15 protein-coding genes are annotated in these 17,456 nt (G+C 60.4%); 13 read left to right on the top strand and 2 right to left on the bottom strand.

Going from position 1 to position 17,456, the window contains the following annotated elements:
* Window positions 1-2: 2 nt before the first annotated feature.
* Both BM485_12435 and BM485_12430 read right to left on the bottom strand, forming a co-directional pair.
* Window positions 3-1,196, bottom strand: coding sequence for an efflux transporter periplasmic adaptor subunit (locus BM485_12435; protein OKY74646.1), 1,194 nt, complete (start codon window positions 1,194-1,196; stop codon window positions 3-5).
* Between the two features lie 101 nt (window positions 1,197-1,297).
* A complete protein-coding gene (locus tag BM485_12430; GenBank protein ID OKY74793.1) occupies window positions 1,298-1,876 on the bottom strand; it encodes a TetR family transcriptional regulator in 579 nt (192 codons plus the stop codon).
* Window positions 1,877-2,119: 243 nt separating this feature from the next.
* Between BM485_12430 and BM485_12425 the strand changes: the two genes are divergently transcribed.
* From BM485_12425 to BM485_12365, 13 genes are all read left to right on the top strand, one after another.
* Window positions 2,120-2,353 (top strand): hypothetical protein, encoded by a 234-nt coding sequence (locus BM485_12425; protein ID OKY74645.1) that lies wholly within the window; start codon window positions 2,120-2,122, stop codon window positions 2,351-2,353.
* A gap of 344 nt (window positions 2,354-2,697) precedes the next feature.
* Entirely contained in the window at window positions 2,698-4,716 is a 2,019-nt protein-coding gene (locus BM485_12420; GenBank protein ID OKY74644.1) for a hypothetical protein, read from the top strand.
* A gap of 168 nt (window positions 4,717-4,884) precedes the next feature.
* On the top strand, window positions 4,885-5,223 hold the full coding sequence (locus tag BM485_12415) for a hypothetical protein (GenBank protein OKY74643.1): 339 nt from the start codon (window positions 4,885-4,887) through the stop codon (window positions 5,221-5,223).
* 78 nt (window positions 5,224-5,301) lie between these two features.
* Window positions 5,302-5,733, top strand: coding sequence for a hypothetical protein (locus tag BM485_12410; protein OKY74642.1), 432 nt, complete (start codon window positions 5,302-5,304; stop codon window positions 5,731-5,733).
* Between the two features lie 63 nt (window positions 5,734-5,796).
* Window positions 5,797-6,003 carry a hypothetical protein gene (locus tag BM485_12405; GenBank protein ID OKY74641.1) on the top strand — a complete coding sequence of 69 codons (207 nt, stop codon included), beginning with the start codon at window positions 5,797-5,799 and terminating at the stop codon, window positions 6,001-6,003.
* A 634-nt stretch (window positions 6,004-6,637) separates the two neighbouring features.
* The gene (locus BM485_12400) at window positions 6,638-7,315 is read left to right on the top strand and encodes a hypothetical protein (GenBank protein ID OKY74792.1); all 678 of its coding nucleotides are present in this window, start codon (window positions 6,638-6,640) and stop codon (window positions 7,313-7,315) included.
* Entirely contained in the window at window positions 7,312-8,190 is an 879-nt protein-coding gene (locus BM485_12395) for a hypothetical protein (GenBank protein OKY74640.1), read from the top strand. The genes BM485_12400 and BM485_12395 overlap by 4 nt, the downstream gene beginning before the upstream one ends.
* Window positions 8,191-8,237: 47 nt before the next feature.
* Window positions 8,238-10,601 (top strand): arylsulfatase, encoded by a 2,364-nt coding sequence (locus BM485_12390; protein ID OKY74639.1) that lies wholly within the window; start codon window positions 8,238-8,240, stop codon window positions 10,599-10,601.
* A 67-nt stretch (window positions 10,602-10,668) separates the two neighbouring features.
* Window positions 10,669-12,177: a hypothetical protein gene (locus tag BM485_12385; GenBank protein OKY74791.1), complete on the top strand. Its 1,509-nt coding sequence runs from the start codon at window positions 10,669-10,671 to the stop codon at window positions 12,175-12,177.
* A 213-nt stretch (window positions 12,178-12,390) separates the two neighbouring features.
* Entirely contained in the window at window positions 12,391-14,121 is a 1,731-nt protein-coding gene (locus BM485_12380) for a hypothetical protein (GenBank protein ID OKY74638.1), read from the top strand.
* Window positions 14,109-14,549 (top strand): hypothetical protein, encoded by a 441-nt coding sequence (locus tag BM485_12375; GenBank protein OKY74637.1) that lies wholly within the window; start codon window positions 14,109-14,111, stop codon window positions 14,547-14,549. The genes BM485_12380 and BM485_12375 overlap by 13 nt, the downstream gene beginning before the upstream one ends.
* A 28-nt stretch (window positions 14,550-14,577) precedes the next feature.
* On the top strand, window positions 14,578-16,389 hold the full coding sequence (locus tag BM485_12370) for a hypothetical protein (GenBank protein ID OKY74636.1): 1,812 nt from the start codon (window positions 14,578-14,580) through the stop codon (window positions 16,387-16,389).
* A 50-nt stretch (window positions 16,390-16,439) separates the two neighbouring features.
* Window positions 16,440-17,453: a hypothetical protein gene (locus BM485_12365; protein ID OKY74635.1), complete on the top strand. Its 1,014-nt coding sequence runs from the start codon at window positions 16,440-16,442 to the stop codon at window positions 17,451-17,453.
* Window positions 17,454-17,456: the final 3 nt, after the last annotated feature.

Here is a 17,456-nt window from a genome sequence, read left to right as displayed (position 1 = left end):
CTTTATTTTTTCGCCGCGGCGGGTTGCTGATCCGCGGCTCCGGCAGCCGCCGCAACGCCGAAGGGCACGGCTTTGACCTGGGTGCCGGGACGGGCCTTCTGGATGCCTTCGAGAATGACCCGGTCGCCGGCCGCCAGCCCCTTGCTGACCAGCCAGTTGTCGCCCACGGTGCGGGAGACCTTGATGATACGGGGCTCGACCTTGTCCCCGGCGCCGACCACCATCACCATCGCCTCGCCCTTGGGATTACGGGTGACGCCCCGCTGGGGCACGAGGATCGCCTCATCCTGCACCCCTTCGGGGATGAGGGCGCGGACGAACATGCCGGGCAGCAGCAGCATCTCCGGATTGGGAAACAGCGCCCGCAGGGTAACGGAGCCGGTGCTCTGGTCAACGGTGACTTCCGAAAATTTCAAGGCGCCGGACTGCGGATACGGGGTTCCGTCCTCCAACAGGAGATTCACCCTTGCCTCGCCGTTGCTTTTGATCTGACCGGCGGCCAGGTTCTGCTTTAAGCGCAACAGGTCGGCGGTGGACTGGGCGACATCGACATAGATCGGATCAAGCTGCTGAATGGTGGCCAGCGGCGCGGCCTGACCGGCGGTGACCAGCGCTCCGTCCGTCACGGCGGAACGGCCGATGCGGCCGGAGATGGGGGCCTTGATGCCGGTGTAGTTCACATCAATGCGGGCCCGTTCCAGATCGGCCCGGGCCGCGGCAATTTCCGCCTCGGCCTTTTTCAACGCCGCCTGGGCGTCATCGTAATCCTGCTGGCTGACCGCATTGATTTTTACCAGTTCTCCATACCGTTCAGCCTTGAGCCGGACCGGCGCGACATTGGCCTCGGTCCGGGCCAGCTCCGCTTCGGCGCCGGCTACTTCGGCCCGGTACACGGCAGGGTCGATCTGATACAGCACCTGACCGGCCTCAACGTCGGAACCTTCGACAAACAAACGCTGTTGAATAATGCCGCCCACCTGGGGCCGTACTTCAGCGACACGCAACGGCGCGGTGCGGCCGGAGAGTTCCATGCTCAGGGTGACCGGGGACGGGGTGACGACCACCACCGCCACCTCCGGAGGACCGGCGGGCGGCGGTCCGGTGGCGGCGGACTGCTGTCCGCAACCGCTCAGTGCCAGCATGGTCGCCAGGGCTCCGGCCAGGGCGAACGATTTCATCCTCTTTGTTCTTTTCATTGACGTCTTCCCTCGAAAAAAAGTTGGGCGGACAGCTTGCGCCATAGTCGAGACGAGTTGTCCACCCCAAAACAATCATTGTTTGCTGAAAATCCCGTTCATTACTCTTTTTTAATGCCGTCCCAGCAGGCCTGCACGGTCTGGACAATCAGCGCCCCGTCGAGCCGGACAAAACCGAGAATATGATCCCGGGCAACGGCCAGCAACGGACCGAAGGCCAGGGCAAAAAGCACGATCAGAGGCAGATCCTTTACCGCGCCGCAGGCCACCCCCTCTTCCAGCAGGCCTCGGTACAGATCGTTTTCATCCCCGCCGCCAAGCAGCCTGGCCCGCCGTAAGTCCGCGCCATAGGGAGAATTCATGTACTGTTCCAGAAAACGGAAATGACGGGGATTCGTGATAAAATAGCGCAGCAGCGCCGAGCTGAGATGGAGAAAACGTTCCGCCAGGGGGCTGCCCGGCTCATACCCCTTCTGCAGTTCCGTGCAGACCTTGTCATGCAACTCCAGAAAAAGCGCCCTGATGAGCACGTCCTTGTTGTCGAAGTAGCGATAGATGGTCCCTGCCCCGACCCCGGCCCGACCGGCGATGGCGGCAATGGGGGCGCCATGGAAGCCCTGCTCGGCGATCAGCTCCAGCGCAGCCCGCAGTATCTCGTGTCTTTTATCAGAACTCGCCATTGCACCGCCCTTCCCGGAATGAACATTCATTCCGCACATTATTCCGTGCCGCCGACCCTGTCAAGATTCTTTTTGAGAAAAGTGCCTCAAGTACTTAACATGCCTCTTACGACATCAAGACTCCTGAACTCATGATGACAATCGGCATGCAAAGCATTATAATTTAGGTAAGGATTAATCTCTGTAGTATCCGAACTGCTTGCGAAGGGGAAAAATCAGCGCCTAAACTCCGGAGGAAGACAAATGGACGAGAAAAAAGCGAAACTGACGGAAGAGATCGAGGACACCATGGCATGCAGTGCTTTTGCCGAGGCAGGAGAACCGTGCCCGATCGGAAGTGACGAAAAAACGACTCCGGCAGCTCAAGGAGAAAAAAAATCCGCCGCTCAGTCCGTGGAGGACACCATGGCCTGCAGCGCCTTTGCCGAGGCGGGAGAACCGTGCCCGATCGGCAGCGACAAAAAAACAAATAAATGAGACTCCTGTAACATAGAGACGGTCGACCAACGCCTGCATTTTCTTGTCTTGAATCAGGGCAAAAAGGAAGGGCCGCCGCAATGGCGTGATGGTTCTCCCTGTCGTGCCGGCCGGAAATTCATTTCCCACCCTGTCCTTTTTTTAAGACAGCGGACTCCATACGGATACGTCTTGGTCTGTCCAGTGCAGCAGCCGTGTGAACAGGCATAATTACGCCTTGTCAACCACAATTAATAAGGCCTGCCAGGCAGAGTCGAAATATCGACCTTCATGCAAGTCTGATCTTGACAGTTGGGGCTGACCTCATTTAATAATTAATAATCATCCCCCGACAAGGAGCATTGATGAACCTCTGTCTTGCCGAAAAAGAAAAGACTCCCGTGCCCTTTTCCCATCAAGCCGAATCCGAGGCGGACCCGTCCGCCGTCCCGCCGGAACACCAGCTTGTGGAATTTCACAAGCTGGTTTCAAACATCTCCGCCCGCATGATCAAAGTCAGCAACGAAAACCTCGATGCCGAGATCCTGCGCGCAATGAGGGAATCCCTGGAGCCACTGGGTGTGGACCGTGGCGGATTGCTCGAAGTTTCTGCGGACTCGCCGGTCGTCAAAGTTTCCCATATCTGGTTTGCCAAGGGCGTTGATCCGGTGTCCGGCGAGTTAAACCTGACAGAGCTCTTTCCCTGGGGCTACCAGGTGGTGGTCCAAGACGGCAAGGATTTGATCATGGCCAAGGTTGCCGATCTTCCCCGCGAGGCGGAAGTTGACCGGCAGTCGTATCTCCGGATGGGCACCAGGTCGACTTTGTCCCTTCCACTGTTTATCAGTGGGCGCGTTCACCATATCTTTTCAATCCAGGCTCAGAAAAAGGAACGCGACTGGCCGGAAGAGCTCATTGCGCATCTGCGTCTGCTCGGTGAAATCTTCGTAAGTGCCCTGCAGCGACGGGAAGCCGATCTGACCCTGCGTTCGACCAAGGAGCGTCTCGACCTGGCGGCGGCTTCCGCCGATGCCGGGCTTTGGGAGATCGATATCACCAGCGGTTTGCTCTGGATTACCGACAAGACCCGGGAGATGTTCGGTTTCGATGCCGCACTCGAACTGACGGTCGAGCGGTTCCTGGCGGAAATCCATCCCGAGGACCGTGCCCCGGTCACCGCGGCAATCGGGGAGGCCTGTCGCACCGGCAAAGAGACCGGCATTGAATATCGGGTGGTCTCTGCCGATGGCCGGGTTCGCTGGATGAACTCCAGGGGGCGGCTGCAGGCTGAAAAAACCGGCAGGCGCCCGCGACTCATGGGGGTGACCCTCGATGTGACCGGGCGCAAACAGATGGAGATGCAACTGCAGGACCATATCCTGGAAATCAAGCGTCTCCGTGAGGAGCTTGAGGAGGAGAACGCCTGCCTGCGCAACGAGGCGGCCAAGGTCGACACACTTCCGAACTTTTCATGCAGCAGTTCCGGCATGCAATCGGTTGCGGTAAAGATTGAGCAGGTGTCCCGCACCGGCAGTACGGTGTTGATCCTGGGAGAAACCGGGACCGGCAAGGAGTTGATCGCTCAGACCATTCACCGGCTCAGCGAGCGGGGGCGGCAGATGATGATCAAGGTGAACTGCGCGGCCTTGCCCGCGGCCCTGGTGGAAAGTGAACTGTTCGGGCGCGAAAAGGGGGCCTTCACCGGCGCGCTCAGCCGGCAGGTGGGACGTTTTGATCTGGCAAACGGCTCCACCCTGTTTCTCGACGAGATTGCCGAAATGCCCCTGGAAACCCAAGCCAAGTTGCTTCGGGTCTTACAGGAAGGGGAGTTCGAGCGTCTCGGCAGTCCGCGTACCATCAAGGTTGATGTGCGCATCATTGCCGCCACCAACCGTGATCTTGGCGAAGAAGTGGAGCAGGGGCGCTTTCGTCGAGATCTTTACTATCGACTCAACATCTTCCCCATTCAAATGCCGCCGTTGCGCGATCGCCTCGACGACATTCCGCTGCTTGTCTGGGAGTTTATCAATGAGTTCGGTGAACGGATGGGGAAGAAGATTCGCCGCATCTCCAACCGCGACATGGAGATACTCAAAAGCCGCCCCTGGCCGGGAAACATCCGTGAACTGCGCAACGTCATCGAGCATGCCATGATCGCCAGCAAGGGGGAGACTCTCGAATTGCATCCGCCCTGTGCAGAAAAGCCTCCGTTTATGGAGGCGGTGACCCTGGAGGAAGTGGAGCGCCGGCACATCCGGATGATTCTCGATGCGACCAATGGGCGGATCAAGGGCCCGAATGGCGCGGCGGAACGCCTCGGCCTGAAACCATCGACCCTGTATTCGCGGATGCTCAAGCTCGACCTCCACAAAGTCCATTCCTGATCCGACCGGGGCGGCATGTCGTCTCTAAAGACGATATTCCGCCCTTTTCCATGGGCGCCCCATCCCAACCTTCCCCGTATCAATAATAAAAACTCCATCGTTTTCAGCGAGTTATTTTGACCACAGGCCCCTGCCCGGCTTGGCACACTTCTTGACAGTATCCCCTCCATGTACCTTTCCATAATCAAAATCTACCCCTCCGCGGAAATGGAGCACGTCATCATCGACGTGCTCGAATCCCTGAAGGGGCCGTCTACCGCGAATGTAGATTGCCTTGATTGTACGATCACGGTTGGGACGGATAATGAAAGAAGGGTGATCTGCTACACGGAACAATGGCGCAGCCGTGAGGCGCTCGATCGTCGCCTGGGCTCGGCTTCATACAGTCGAGTACTGGAGGCGATCGAGTCTTCGCAATTGCCGCCGGTGGTTCTGTTTTACGAGATGAATGTCATCGGCGGCCTGGAACTGGTTGAACGGGCAAGGGCCGGCACAGGCAGGCATTGATTCATCCCGGGCTTCATCATAAAAAAATCGTCGTATGACAGTGCATATCCAGCCATCACAACGAATGGAGAGAATAAAATGAAAAAACGAATAGTTATGGTTTTTCTGCTGATCGCCGCCGCAGCCCTCCCAGCCCATGCGGCCGACGATCCCCTGACGCAAGGCGCCCGGGACGCCCTCGAAACCTTTACCGAAGGGTGCCGGCAGGAGCTGACCACCTTCTGTAAGGATGTCACCCCGGGAGAGGGACGCATTCTGGCCTGTCTCTACGCTTTCCAGGACAAGGTGTCCCTGCGTTGCGAATACGCGCTCTACGACTCGATCGGACAACTGGATCGGACGCTGGCCAACCTCTCTTACGCCATCGGCGAATGTCGCGACGACCTCAAGGCGCACTGCAGCGAGATCAAGCCGGGTGAAGGTCGCCTGCTCGACTGCCTCAACAACAAGGAAAACAAAATCAGCACCCGCTGCAACAACGCACTCAAGGATGTCGGCTATAAAAAATAACCGTGACAAAAAACAGAGAATTCTTGCCTGTTTCAATGAGATTGCCGTCGTAAGGAGAATTACATGAAAAAAGTTAAAGCACTCACCATCATCCTGCTGTTCACCTTCTGCACCCTTGCCGCCGGCTGCGGTGGCGGCGGCGCCGAGGTAAGGACGACCAGTACCACCATGGGCCAGGAGTTGACCGATCTGCAACAGGCCAAGGAAAAGGGGTTGGTCAGTGAAGAAGAATTTGAAAAAGCCAAAAAAAGGATTCTGGAACGAAATTAAGCGCTCAATACCGGAAGGCCTGTCCTCCGAAAACTCTTCCGTCGAGGCCTCACAAGGTCCCGGCAGACGAAGATGACTCGAAAACGGAAGTGATCTTCTGTGCAAAACGCTTCCGCGAACGGCTTGATGAAGTACGAGGGGACGGCAAGTATACCCATAGTCCGGAACTAACCGATGCTTCAACGCGTCGGCCGGGAAAGCCGTGCTCGCACCAACTTCAGACAACCTGATCTCGGCAGATTTTCCTTGTATATTAGGATTGCGATTTGAAAAGAGCGCCTAAAACACGTGAAGTTACGGTACTTATCTGACCAGACAACTCCTTTACTTTTAAGTACTTCAAGTATTTTAGGCACTCCAACCGGGAACAGGGCAGAATTCCCTGATGGTTGCATAACTTATTGAAATTGCGTCACGATACCAAGAATTCTGAACGTATATGGAGCATTGAACCCCCAACCGGCGTTTTTTGAACAACCAGGCGGTAAGGAGAAAGACCATGAAACACAATGCACGGCTCGCCCCCAAACGGTTTTTGCAGTATACATGCGCATGCATACTGCCGGCGGTCATACTGGCCCTTGCCACTGTGCCGGCACTGGCCGCTGACGAGGCGCCGGCCAAGGAACTTCTGCTGAAGATGGCCAACTTTCTGGCCAAGGCGCCGGCCTTCAGCGTGACCATGCGCAGCGGCTACGATGCCGTCCAGGAGGACGGTCAGGTGATCGAATTCGGCGAGCGGCGCAGGATTCTGCTCCAGCGGCCCGACCGGGTGCGCATCGAGGTCGAGCGCAGCGACGGTGACCAGGGCCTGGTGATCTTTGACGGCAAAGGCATCACCGTGTTCAAGGCCGATGACAACCTCTACGCCCGTGCGGAAAAGCCGGGCACGCTGGACGAGGCCGTCGTCTATCTGGTCAAAGACCTGCAGATGACCCTGCCCCTGGCACGCATGTTCCGCAGCGACTTGCCGCAGGATCTGGAGCAGCAGGTCACGACGATCAGTTACGTGGAGAAAAATTTTCTTTTCGACGTCCCCACCGACCATCTGGCGGTCCGCTCCGCCGATGTTGATATGCAGATCTGGATTGCCCAGGGTGAGCAGCCGCTGCCGCGCCGGGTGATTCTCACGTACAGGAACGCGCCGGGCCGGCCCCAGTTCCGGGCCGACTTCCTTGATTGGAGCCTGTCGCCCGCTATTCCTGCCGACAGTTTCACTTTTACCCCGCCGGCTGATGCGGAGCAGATCCCGTTCATCGCCCGCGTTCACCGGAAGGATTCTCTTCCCGCCCAGCAAGGAGGCCGGCAATGATGACCAAATCCCCCTTTTTTGTTCTTATTGTCGGAATAATGTTCTTGTTCGAAACCACCCTCGCCGGCATGGCTGAAGCCCGCGGTGGCGGACGTGGCGGCGGTGGCGGCGGTTTCTCGCGCAGCAGCGCCGCCGCAGGCGGCGGCTTCTCGTCCCGCTCCACATCCCAGCGTCCGGCCCAGTCTTCGACCCGTCAGGCAAGTGCGAGCCAGCGCCCGGCCCAGGCTTCGTCCGCGCAGTCCCGCGCCACACAGCGGCAACCCCAGGCAACAACCCGCCAGACCGGCACGGCCCAACAGGCAACCCAGCAAGGCAGTCGGCAGGAGAGTGCTTCGCAACGCCAGGGTGAGCGTCAGACTGCCGCCGGCAATCAGCAAAGCAGTCGCGAGGAGAATGCCTCGCAACGCCAGGGTGAGCGCCAGACTGCCGCCGGCGAGCAGCAGGGCAGTCGCGAGGAAAGTGCCTCGCAACGCCAGGGTGAGCGCCAGACCGCCGCCGGCGAGCAGCAGGACAACCGCCAGAATTACGCCGAAGAGTCCCGCGAGGACTGGCAACAGCACCAGAACCAGAACCGCGAAGACTGGCAGGATTTTGCCGAGGACGAGTACCACGGCGGGTGGGACAACCACTATTATCATGACGACGATGACGTCGCCGCGGCCTTTGTGGTCGGCGCTGCCGTGGGGGTGGCCGCCGGTGTTGCCGCATCGACATCAACGACCTATGTGACGACCGTAACGACGCTCCCCTGCGCCGGCACGGCGGTGGTGGTCAACGGTGCCACCTACTACCGGTGCGACACCACCTGGTACAGCCGGGGGTACCAGGGAAGCACCGTCGTCTACATGGTCAGCGGACCACCGCCGGGATTCTGAGCTCCACCCGTAGCGGATAAAAAATCATGACTGACGGAGAAACTGATATGCGTAATAAATTTTCTACCACAAAGGCCTCCGGGGCCTTGTGCCTGGCGCTGGGCGCAGCCTGCGCCGCGACCGCCGGCGCCCAGGCAGGGCCGGACCGCACCATTCTGCCGATTAAAGAACCGCAGCCGCACACCAGCAACGTCCTCGATGTCCGGAATGCCGCGCCTCCGGAGCGATTCGAAGTCAAGGCGCCGGAAGGTGCGCCGAATGTTATCGTCATCCTCATCGACGATCTCGGCTTTGCCGGAACCGGCGCCTACGGCGGGCCGATCGCGACCCCCACCTTTGATCGCCTGGCCGGCCAGGGGCTGATCTACAACAACTTCCACACCACCGCCGTCTCCTCGCCCACGCGGTCGGCGCTCAAAAGCGGGCGCAACCACCACGTCAACAACATGGGCGGCATCATCGAGACGGGCACGCAGTTTCCCGGGAACACCGGGCAGATTCCCCAGAGCGTCGCCCCGGTGGCCGAGATGCTGCGTCTCAACGGCTATGCCACCGCCGCCTTCGGCAAATGGCATGAAACGGCGGCCTGGGAGGCGAGCATGGCGGGGCCGTTTGACCGCTGGCCGATCCATCAGGGCTTCGACAAGTTCTACGGCTTCCTGGGCGGCGAAACCAACCAGTGGGCGCCGTTTATCTACGACGGGACGCACCAGGTGGAACTGCCGCAGGACCCGAACTATCATTTCCTCACCGACATGACCGACCAGTCGGTGGCCTGGGTCAGGTCCCAGAAGGCGCTGACGCCGGACAAGCCGTTCTTCATCTACTACGCCCCCGGCGCGGTGCATGCGCCGCACCACGTGCCCAAGGAGTGGATAGCCAAGCAGAAGGGCAAATTCGACCAGGGCTGGGACAAGCTGCGCGAAGAGATCCTGGCGCGACAGATCATGGCCGGCATCGTCCCGGCCGGGACCAAACTGGCCCCGAAACCGGCAGCGATCCCCGACTGGGATACGCTTTCCGCCGATGAACAGCGGCTCTTCATCCGCCAGTTCGAGGTGTTCGCCGGCTTCCTGGAAATGACCGATTATGAGATCGGGCGCCTGCTTCAGGCCGTGGCCGAGACCGGTCAGATGGACAACACCCTGGTGCTGCTGGTCTACGGCGACAACGGCACCAGCGCCGAAGGCGGGCGCAGCGGCATGTTCAGTGAGATGACCTATTTCAACGGCGTGCAGGAAAAGGTCGAGGACATGCTCAAGCACCTCGATCAGTGGGGCGGCCCCGAAACCTACCCGCATATGGCCGCGGGCTGGGCGGTGGCACTCGACACCCCCTTCACCTGGACCAAGCAGGTGGCGTCCGACCACGGCGGCACCAAGGTCGGCATGGCCGTCCACTGGCCCAAAGGGATCAAGAGCAAGGGCGAGCTGCGCAGCCAGTTCAGCCATGTCATCGATGTGGCGCCGACCATCCTCGAGGCCGCCGGCCTGCCGGAGCCCAAGGAAGTCAACGGCGTTGCGCAGCGGCCGATGGACGGCGTGAGCATGGTCTACAGCTTCGACGACGCCAGGGCCAAGGAGCGGCACACCACCCAGTACTTCGAGATGTTCGGCAACCGGGCCATCTACCAGGATGGCTGGTTCGCCCGCACCATCCACCGGGCGCCGTGGGAGCCCAAGCCCCGCCGCGGGCTCACCGAGGACATCTGGGAGCTGTACGACACCCGCACCGACTTCAGCCTGGTCAACGACCTGGCGCAGCAGAACCCGCAGAAACTTGCCGAGCTGCAGGCCCTGTTCCTGCAGGAAGCCGAGCGCAATTATGCACTGCCCATTGACGATCGCGTCTTCGAGCGGGTCAACTCCGAACTGGTCGGCCGCCCCGACCTGATGGCCGGCCGCACCTCCATCACCCTGGCGCAGGGGATGACCGGCATGTCCGAGAACGTGTTCCTCAACATCAAGAACAAGTCCAAGACCATCACCGCCGAAGTCGAAATCCCTGAAGGGACGGCGGCCAACGGCACCATCATCGTCCAGGGCGGCCGTTTCGGCGGCTGGTCGCTCTATGTCAAGGACGGCGTGCCGGCCTACGACTACAACTTCCTCGGCCTGGAGAGGACCACCATTGCCGGCAAGGAGCAGCTCAAGCCGGGCAAGGCGACGATCCGCTTCGAGTTCGCCTATGACGGCGAAGGGTTTGGCAAGGGTGGTAAGGCGACCCTGTTCGTCAACGACCAGCAGGTCGGCGAGGGGCGCATCGAGCGCACCCAGCCGATGATCTTCTCCGCCGACGAGACCGCTGATGTGGGCATCGACCTGGCCACCCCGGTGGTCGAAGCCATCGGTGCTGAAGCCAAATCCAGGTTCACCGGCAGGATCGACAGGGTGACCGTTGATGTCAAGTAATCAAGGTCACATGATGCATGGGCCGCCTCCGCGGGCGGCCCATGAAAAAATCGAAGGGAATGAGACAATGAAGGAAATTGCCCGCGACATAATCCTGACAACCATGCTGATCGGCGCTCTTGCGCTGCCGGCCTGGGCGTCATCGCCGACGTTCAAAATGACCACCGCCATCCCGCCCGGTATCGCGATCCCGGACCAGGTCGAAACACGCCTTGGCACGCTGAAATTTTTCGACGGCTTCCCGGACGATGCGACCGTCGAGAAGCTCTACGACAACCTTGACTTCCAGCGCGCGGTGCAGGCCTACTTACTCGCATTGCCGGCGGTGAACATGGCTGGGCTGCGTGAGGGATTGCTGAGCGTCGGCCCCGCGAATGTCACCATTCCGACATTTGAAGCCAACCTGAATGCCCGTTCGCTCTTTCTCACTCCGAACGCCACCACCCCCTACACATGGATCTGGATCGATCTGCATGACGGTCCGCTGGTGGTCGAAGTGCCGCCCATGACGCTGGGCATGATTGATGATTTCTGGTTCAGATATGTCACCGACATCGGCATCGTCGGTCCGGACAAGGGCAAGGGCGGCAAGTACCTGCTGCTGCCTCCCGGCTACGAAGGCAAAGCACCCGAAGAGTACATGGTCGTGCGAGTTCCCACGTTTGAGTCCATCCTCGTCTGGCGCAACATGCCGGTGCAAGGGGACATCAAACCCGCCATCGAGAGGCTGCACAAGAACACGCGCATTTACCCCTTGTCGCGGTCGACCAATCCGCCGTCCAACACCTTCGTCAATGTGTCCAACCGGGATTTCTCCACGGTGGCAGCAGCTGACTACCGGTTCTGGGAACTTCTCGACGACGTCGTTCAGAATGAACCCGTCGAGTCGCTTGATCCGGTCACTCTCGGTTTCTTTGCCTCGATCGGCATCGAGAAGGGCAAGCCATTCGCGCCTGATGATCGCATGAAAAAAATACTGACCGAGGCGGCGGCGGTGGGCGACGCTACCGCGCGCACTCTCACCTACCGGAGCCGCATACCTGAGGCTTTCTACTATCCGAACAGCACCTGGCGCCAGTGGCTGGGCGGCTACCAATTCCAGAAGCAACCGGGCGTGGCCTATCTGGATGCCGCCGCCTTCTTCTACTTCTATGCCACAGGCGTGACACCGGCCATGGAAGCCAAGATGGTGGGCCAAGGCTCCCAGTATGCCGTCGGAATCGTGGATTCCCAGGGCAATCCATTGGACGGCGGCAAGACCTATCGGTTGCATGTGTCACCCAACGCTCCAGTAAAGGATTTCTGGTCAGCGATTGTCTATGACAACCAGACCCGTTCCATGCTCCAGACCGATCAGGACTTTCCCCAAGTCAGCAGTTTGGACAAAGGCCTGGTCGTCAACCAGGATGGTTCAGTGGACGTTTACTTCGGGCCAAAGGCCCCATCCGGCATGGAACACAACTGGATTCAGACCATCCCCGGCAAGGGCTGGAACATGCTTTTCCGCCTCTACGGCCCGCTCGAACCGTGGTTCGGCAAGACTTGGAAGCTCAATGAGATCGAAATGGTGAAGTAACAGAAACATTCAGGGCCGCATAAGCCATGGGAGGAGAAACGGCCTGAAAAAAGGGCATTCCTCCCCTCATGGCTGGTCCCTGAACGGAAGGTAAAGCATGCACGTAAAAACAGATCGCTATTGTCATCGGTGCCCTTGCGGAGTCAGCGCTGAGTCTCTGATATGAAAATAGCTGCAAGTTTGCTCACTATATGCGTATTCATCGCATTTCCAATGGCCGTTGATGCGGGCAAAGGATCCTCTTACGCCGGTTCCGCAAGCTGTCGCGAGTGCCATGAGAGGTTCTATCAGCTTTGGTCCTCGTCAATGCACGGTCTGGCCATGCAGCCCTATTCGGCGAGCTTCGCGATGGAAAAACTCACGCCGCATCAGGGCGACATCGCGATAGGGGAAGCGAAGTATCGCGCCGATATTGATGAAGGTGTCGTAATCGAAACGGATCGGATGGAGACGAAGAAGTTAAAGATCAAGCATGTTCTCGGCGGAAAGAACGTCTTCTATTTCCTCACACCTCTCGATAAGGGCAGGCTGCAGACCCTCCCCGTTGCGTATGATGTCAACATGAAGGAGTGGTTCGACACCGCTGCCAGCGGCATCAGGCATTTCCCAGGCGGAGAACACGGCGAGGCAGTCGACTGGCGGCACTCCACCTATACCTTCAATACCGCCTGTTACAGCTGTCACGTCAGCCAGCTCGACACCAACTACGACACCGGCACCGACACCTACAACACCACCTGGACCGAGCCCGGCATCAACTGTGAAACCTGCCACGGTCCATCAGCCGAGCACAACATGATCGCCAGGGCGACGCCCAAGGGGCAGCCGCTGCCGGAGCTGCGCATCATCAGCACCAAGACGATGACAACGGTCCAGCGCAACGATCTCTGCTCCGGCTGCCACGCCAAGGCCGGCCCGCTGACCGCCGCCTACCGACCCGGGGAACCGTTTTTCGACCATTACGATCTGGCGACCCTGGAGGATCCCGACTTTTATCCGGATGGCCGTGACCTGGGCGAGAACTACACGCTGACCTCGTGGACCATGAGCCCTTGCGCCAAGTCGGGGCAGCTCGACTGCATGCACTGCCATACCTCGAGTGGCCGCTACCGCTTCAAACAGGAAAAGTTCAATAATGCCTGCGTCCCCTGCCACGAGCAGAAGGTGCAAAACCCGACCGCGCATACGCACCATCCGGCAGAGAGCGAGGGGAGCAAGTGCGTCTCCTGTCACATGCCGATGTCGTCTTTCGCGCGGATGAACCGTAGCGACCACTCGATGCTGCCGCCGACACCGGCGGCGACCATCGCCTACCAGTCGCCCAATGCCTGCAATCTCTGCCACCGGGACCAGGATGCGGGGTGGGCCGACCAAATCGTCCGGCAGTGGCGCAGCCGGGACTACCAGGCGCCGGTGCTCGAACGCGCGGCGCTGATCGACGCGGCCCGCAAACGGGACTGGACCAGACTGCCCGAGATGATCGCCTACATCGGTGACCCCGGGCACGACGCGGTCTTTGCCGCCTCGCTGATCAGGCTGATTCCGCCGGCGCAGGACCAGAGACTCCAGGAGGCTTTGCTTGGCGCGGCCAAGGATCCGTCACCCCTGGTGCGCGGTGCCGCGGTCCAGGCGCTGGGGCTGGTTCCGTCCGTGGAGAGCCTGCAGGTGCTGATCGAGGCCACGGCAGACGACTCCCGGCTGGTGCGGGTGCGTGCCGCGGCGGGGCTCGCGGCTTTCCCTCAACTGGCCGCCCCTCCTGCCTATCAGGCGCAGATACGGATGGCCAACGACGAATATCTGGCCTCGATCACAACCCGGCCCGACCAGTGGACCTCCCATTACAACCTCGGCAACTATTACCTCGGCCAAAACGATGCGAAAGCGGCGGCGGCCTCCTACCAGACGGCACTGCAGCTCGACCCGCAGCCGTCATGCCGATGGTGAACTTGTCCATTGCCCATGCCCGGTCAGGCGAGAACGACCAGGCGGAGCAGGCCCTGCAGCAGGCGCTCCAGCAGGCACCTGACAACGCGGCAGCGAATTTCAACATGGGACTGCTGCAGGCGGGGAAGAACGAACTGAAGGCGGCAGAGACGTCTCTTAAAAAAGCCTTCGCGGCCGATCCCAGGATGGCGCAGGCCGCCTACAATCTCTGCATCATCACCGCAACCGATCGCATCGGTGAAGCGGTGAGTTGGTGCGGGAAGGCGTCGGACCTCAGCCCTCAGGAGCCAAAGTATGCCTATACCCTGGCGTTTTATCTGAACCAGCAGGGCGACAGGGAAGCGGCGGTCAAGACCTTGCAAGCGCTCCTCACGCAGTATCCGCAGTACAAAGATGCCGAAAGGCTTCTTAATGAAATATCGAGATAGGTGCCACATGAAGAAAGGAGCAAGAGATATGAAACAGCACGGAAGGGCTTTCTGCCTGTTGCCGAGTACGCTGGGCATCATAATGCTCAGCATGGTGTTTGCCGCAGCGTCCATCGCTGCCGCCGCGGAGGCACTCAAACGGCCGAATATCGTCATCATCCTTGGTGACGACCTGGGTTTTGCCGACATAGGGGCGTTCGGCAGCGAGATCAAGACGCCGAACCTCGACTCGCTGGCGAACGACGGCGTGCGCTTCACCAATTTTTACACGCACGCCAGCTGTTCGCCGACCCGCTCCATGCTGCTGAGCGGTGTTGATACTCACCTGAACGGCCTCGGCAACATGGACGAGTGGACGGCGCCCAACCAGATGGGAGTCGCCGGCTACGAAGGGTTCCTGAGCAAGCAGGTGGCGACGCTGCCGCAGCTGCTGAAAGACGCCGGCTACCACACCTACATGGTCGGTAAGTGGCATCTCGGCAAGGCTCCCGATCTGATCCCGGCGGCGCGCGGCTTCGAGCGCGACTTCTCGCTGCTCGACGGGGCTGGGAGCTACTGGGACATGACCAACGTCACCGGCGCGGCGCCGCTCTCGGTCTTCACCGAGGACGGGCGCTACCTGACGAAGCTGCCGAAGGATTACTATGCCACCAAGACCTACACCGACAAGCTGATCGGCTTCATCGAGGCGGGACGCAAGGACGGCAAGCCGTTCTTCGCCTACGTCTCCCACCAGGCGCCCCATGACCCCTTCCATCTGCCCGAGGAGTGGCGCAAGCGCCATGTCGGCGAGTACGACAAGGGCTGGGACGCGGTGCGGCAGGAGCGGCTCAAGCGCCAGATCGAGCTCGGCATCACCCCGGCGGGGACGCAGCTCGCCGAGCGCATGTGGTTCATTCCCGATCCGGTGGTGCTCGCCCCGGCCTCCCGGGCCATCCTCGGCAAAAAGATGGAGCTCTATGCCGGCATGGTAGAAAACCTCGACTTCCACGTCGGCCGCCTCATCGACTACCTGAAGAAGATCGGCGAGTACGACAACACCATCTTCATCGCCTTTGGCGACAACGGCGCCGAGGGGACCGATCTCTTCCAGATGATCGCCGGCTCGCCCGGATCGCGCGACTATCTCTACGCCGCCGCCAAGTGGTCGCAGACCCACCCCAACGCCTGGGGCGACCCGGGCTCGTATGTCGGCTACGGCCCGATGTGGGCGCAGGTGTCGATGACCCCCTTCAGCCAGTACAAGGGGTGGATGGCGGAAGGGGGGGTGCACAACGCCCTGATCGTCAGTGGACCGGCGGTCAAGCGCGCCAGGGGGAGCATCAACGGCGGCCTGCTGCATGTGGCCGATATCATGCCGACCCTGCTCGAAGTCGCCGGCGCCAGCTATCCGCAGACCCTCGACGGTCACGCGCTCCCCGCTCTCGGCGGCAAGTCGTGGGTGCCGCTGCTGGCCGGCCAGGTGGAGTCACCGCGCAGCGAGCAGGACTACCTGGCCTGGGAGGTCTTCGGTAACCGCGCCGTGCGCCAGGGGGAATGGAAGCTGCGCTGGCAGTACAAGCCCCTCGGCAAGGAGCAGTGGGAGCTCTTCAACCTCGCCAAAGATCCCGGCGAGCGCAACGACCTGGCCGCGGAGAACCCGGACAAGGTGAAGGCGCTGACCGCCCTCTGGGACCGCTACGCGAAGGAAAACAACGTCATCCTGCCGAGCCGCACTGCCTTCGAGACCCTGGAAGACCAGCTGCCGCCGCGCGTGCCGGTCGACGAAGGCTTCCCGCCGCTGATCAACAAGAAGCAGTTCGTGCCGCCCCAAGAGATGCTGGCCGAGCCAAAGCCCTGAACATTGCCGACAGGAAAATGCACCCATTTATTCATAAGGAGGTCTCACCCATGCAAGATAACAAAAGATTGAACAATCCCGTAGCCTGGTTGTTGCGTATTATTGCGCTGATGCTCACGATCGGCGTGTTTTGCCCGCAGCCGTCTCCGGCCCAGGTTCCGGCACGCTTCTACCTGAAGACCCTGGCGGGTGCCAGTGCCGTGCCGCTCATCTACGAATCGATCAGCGGCAATACCAATCCGTTTGATCCTGCTCACACCAGTCTTGTTCCCGGTGCCGATTCCGTCGACTTTGACGCCTCCATGGCCCTGGCAGGCTATGCGCTGACCTTTCCTGTGCTCGAGCGCTCGGCCATGGCCGCGATTTTGGTTCCCATGGGACGTATCTCGGGTGATGCCACCCGGAACGGTATTACTTTGTTCAACGAATCGGCCAGCGGCTTCGGCGACCCGATGCTCGAGTTTAACATCAACCTCCTCGGCCCACCGGCACAAATGAGCATTCCCGACGCCATGCGCTATGAGCCGGGCTTTTCCGTCGACCTGCTCATCGACCTGGCGCTGCCGGTCGGCGAATACGACAACGACAAGCAGCTCAATATCGGTCAGAACCGCTGGTACGGGCGCCTGGGCATGCCGATCATTTATCAGCTCGGCCCCTGGGTGCCTGGTCGGCGCACAACCCTGGAACTGCTCCCCGCCGTATGGCTGTTCGGCGACAACGACGACTTTGTCGGGCAGAGGATGGAGACCGATCCCCTGTTCCAGCTCGATGCGCACCTGTCGCGCGACTTCACCGAGCATGCCTGGGGCGCGCTGGACCTGTCCTGGTACACCGGCGGCGAAGCGACCATCGCCGGGGTGACTGGGGAGAAGCGTGACGACCTGGCGGCCGGCATAACGCTTGGCTACCAGGTCAACGACAACCTGAACCTCACCGTCGGCTACAAATCGACCCTGAACGACGACGATCCCGAAGACCTCAGCATGGATATGTTCATGGTGACCCTGGTGTACGGGTGGCATCCGATTGTGGAAGGCGCGCGGCGCCTGCAAGGAGAGTAAAGT

The sequence above is a fragment of the Desulfobulbaceae bacterium DB1 genome, from assembly GCA_001914235.1.
Classification (GTDB): domain Bacteria; phylum Desulfobacterota; class Desulfobulbia; order Desulfobulbales; family SURF-16; genus DB1.
Note: the sequence above shows the minus strand (reverse complement) of the source record. Positions and strands in the feature narration are given on the sequence as shown.

Bases quoted from the DNA above. Each gene is read 5' to 3' on its own strand.
- BM485_12435 (OKY74646.1), bottom strand. From the start codon at position 1,196: ATGAAAAGAACAAAGAGGATGAAATCGTTCGCCCTGGCCGGAGCCCTG.
- BM485_12430 (OKY74793.1), bottom strand. From the start codon at position 1,876: ATGGCGAGTTCTGATAAAAGACACGAGATACTGCGGGCTGCGCTGGAG.
- BM485_12425 (OKY74645.1), top strand. From the start codon at position 2,120: ATGGACGAGAAAAAAGCGAAACTGACGGAAGAGATCGAGGACACCATG.
- BM485_12420 (OKY74644.1), top strand. From the start codon at position 2,698: ATGAACCTCTGTCTTGCCGAAAAAGAAAAGACTCCCGTGCCCTTTTCC.
- BM485_12415 (OKY74643.1), top strand. From the start codon at position 4,885: ATGTACCTTTCCATAATCAAAATCTACCCCTCCGCGGAAATGGAGCAC.
- BM485_12410 (OKY74642.1), top strand. From the start codon at position 5,302: ATGAAAAAACGAATAGTTATGGTTTTTCTGCTGATCGCCGCCGCAGCC.
- BM485_12405 (OKY74641.1), top strand. From the start codon at position 5,797: ATGAAAAAAGTTAAAGCACTCACCATCATCCTGCTGTTCACCTTCTGC.
- BM485_12395 (OKY74640.1), top strand. From the start codon at position 7,312: ATGATGACCAAATCCCCCTTTTTTGTTCTTATTGTCGGAATAATGTTC.
- BM485_12390 (OKY74639.1), top strand. From the start codon at position 8,238: ATGCGTAATAAATTTTCTACCACAAAGGCCTCCGGGGCCTTGTGCCTG.
- BM485_12385 (OKY74791.1), top strand. From the start codon at position 10,669: ATGAAGGAAATTGCCCGCGACATAATCCTGACAACCATGCTGATCGGC.
- BM485_12380 (OKY74638.1), top strand. From the start codon at position 12,391: ATGGCCGTTGATGCGGGCAAAGGATCCTCTTACGCCGGTTCCGCAAGC.
- BM485_12375 (OKY74637.1), top strand. From the start codon at position 14,109: ATGCCGATGGTGAACTTGTCCATTGCCCATGCCCGGTCAGGCGAGAAC.
- BM485_12370 (OKY74636.1), top strand. From the start codon at position 14,578: ATGAAACAGCACGGAAGGGCTTTCTGCCTGTTGCCGAGTACGCTGGGC.
- BM485_12365 (OKY74635.1), top strand. From the start codon at position 16,440: ATGCAAGATAACAAAAGATTGAACAATCCCGTAGCCTGGTTGTTGCGT.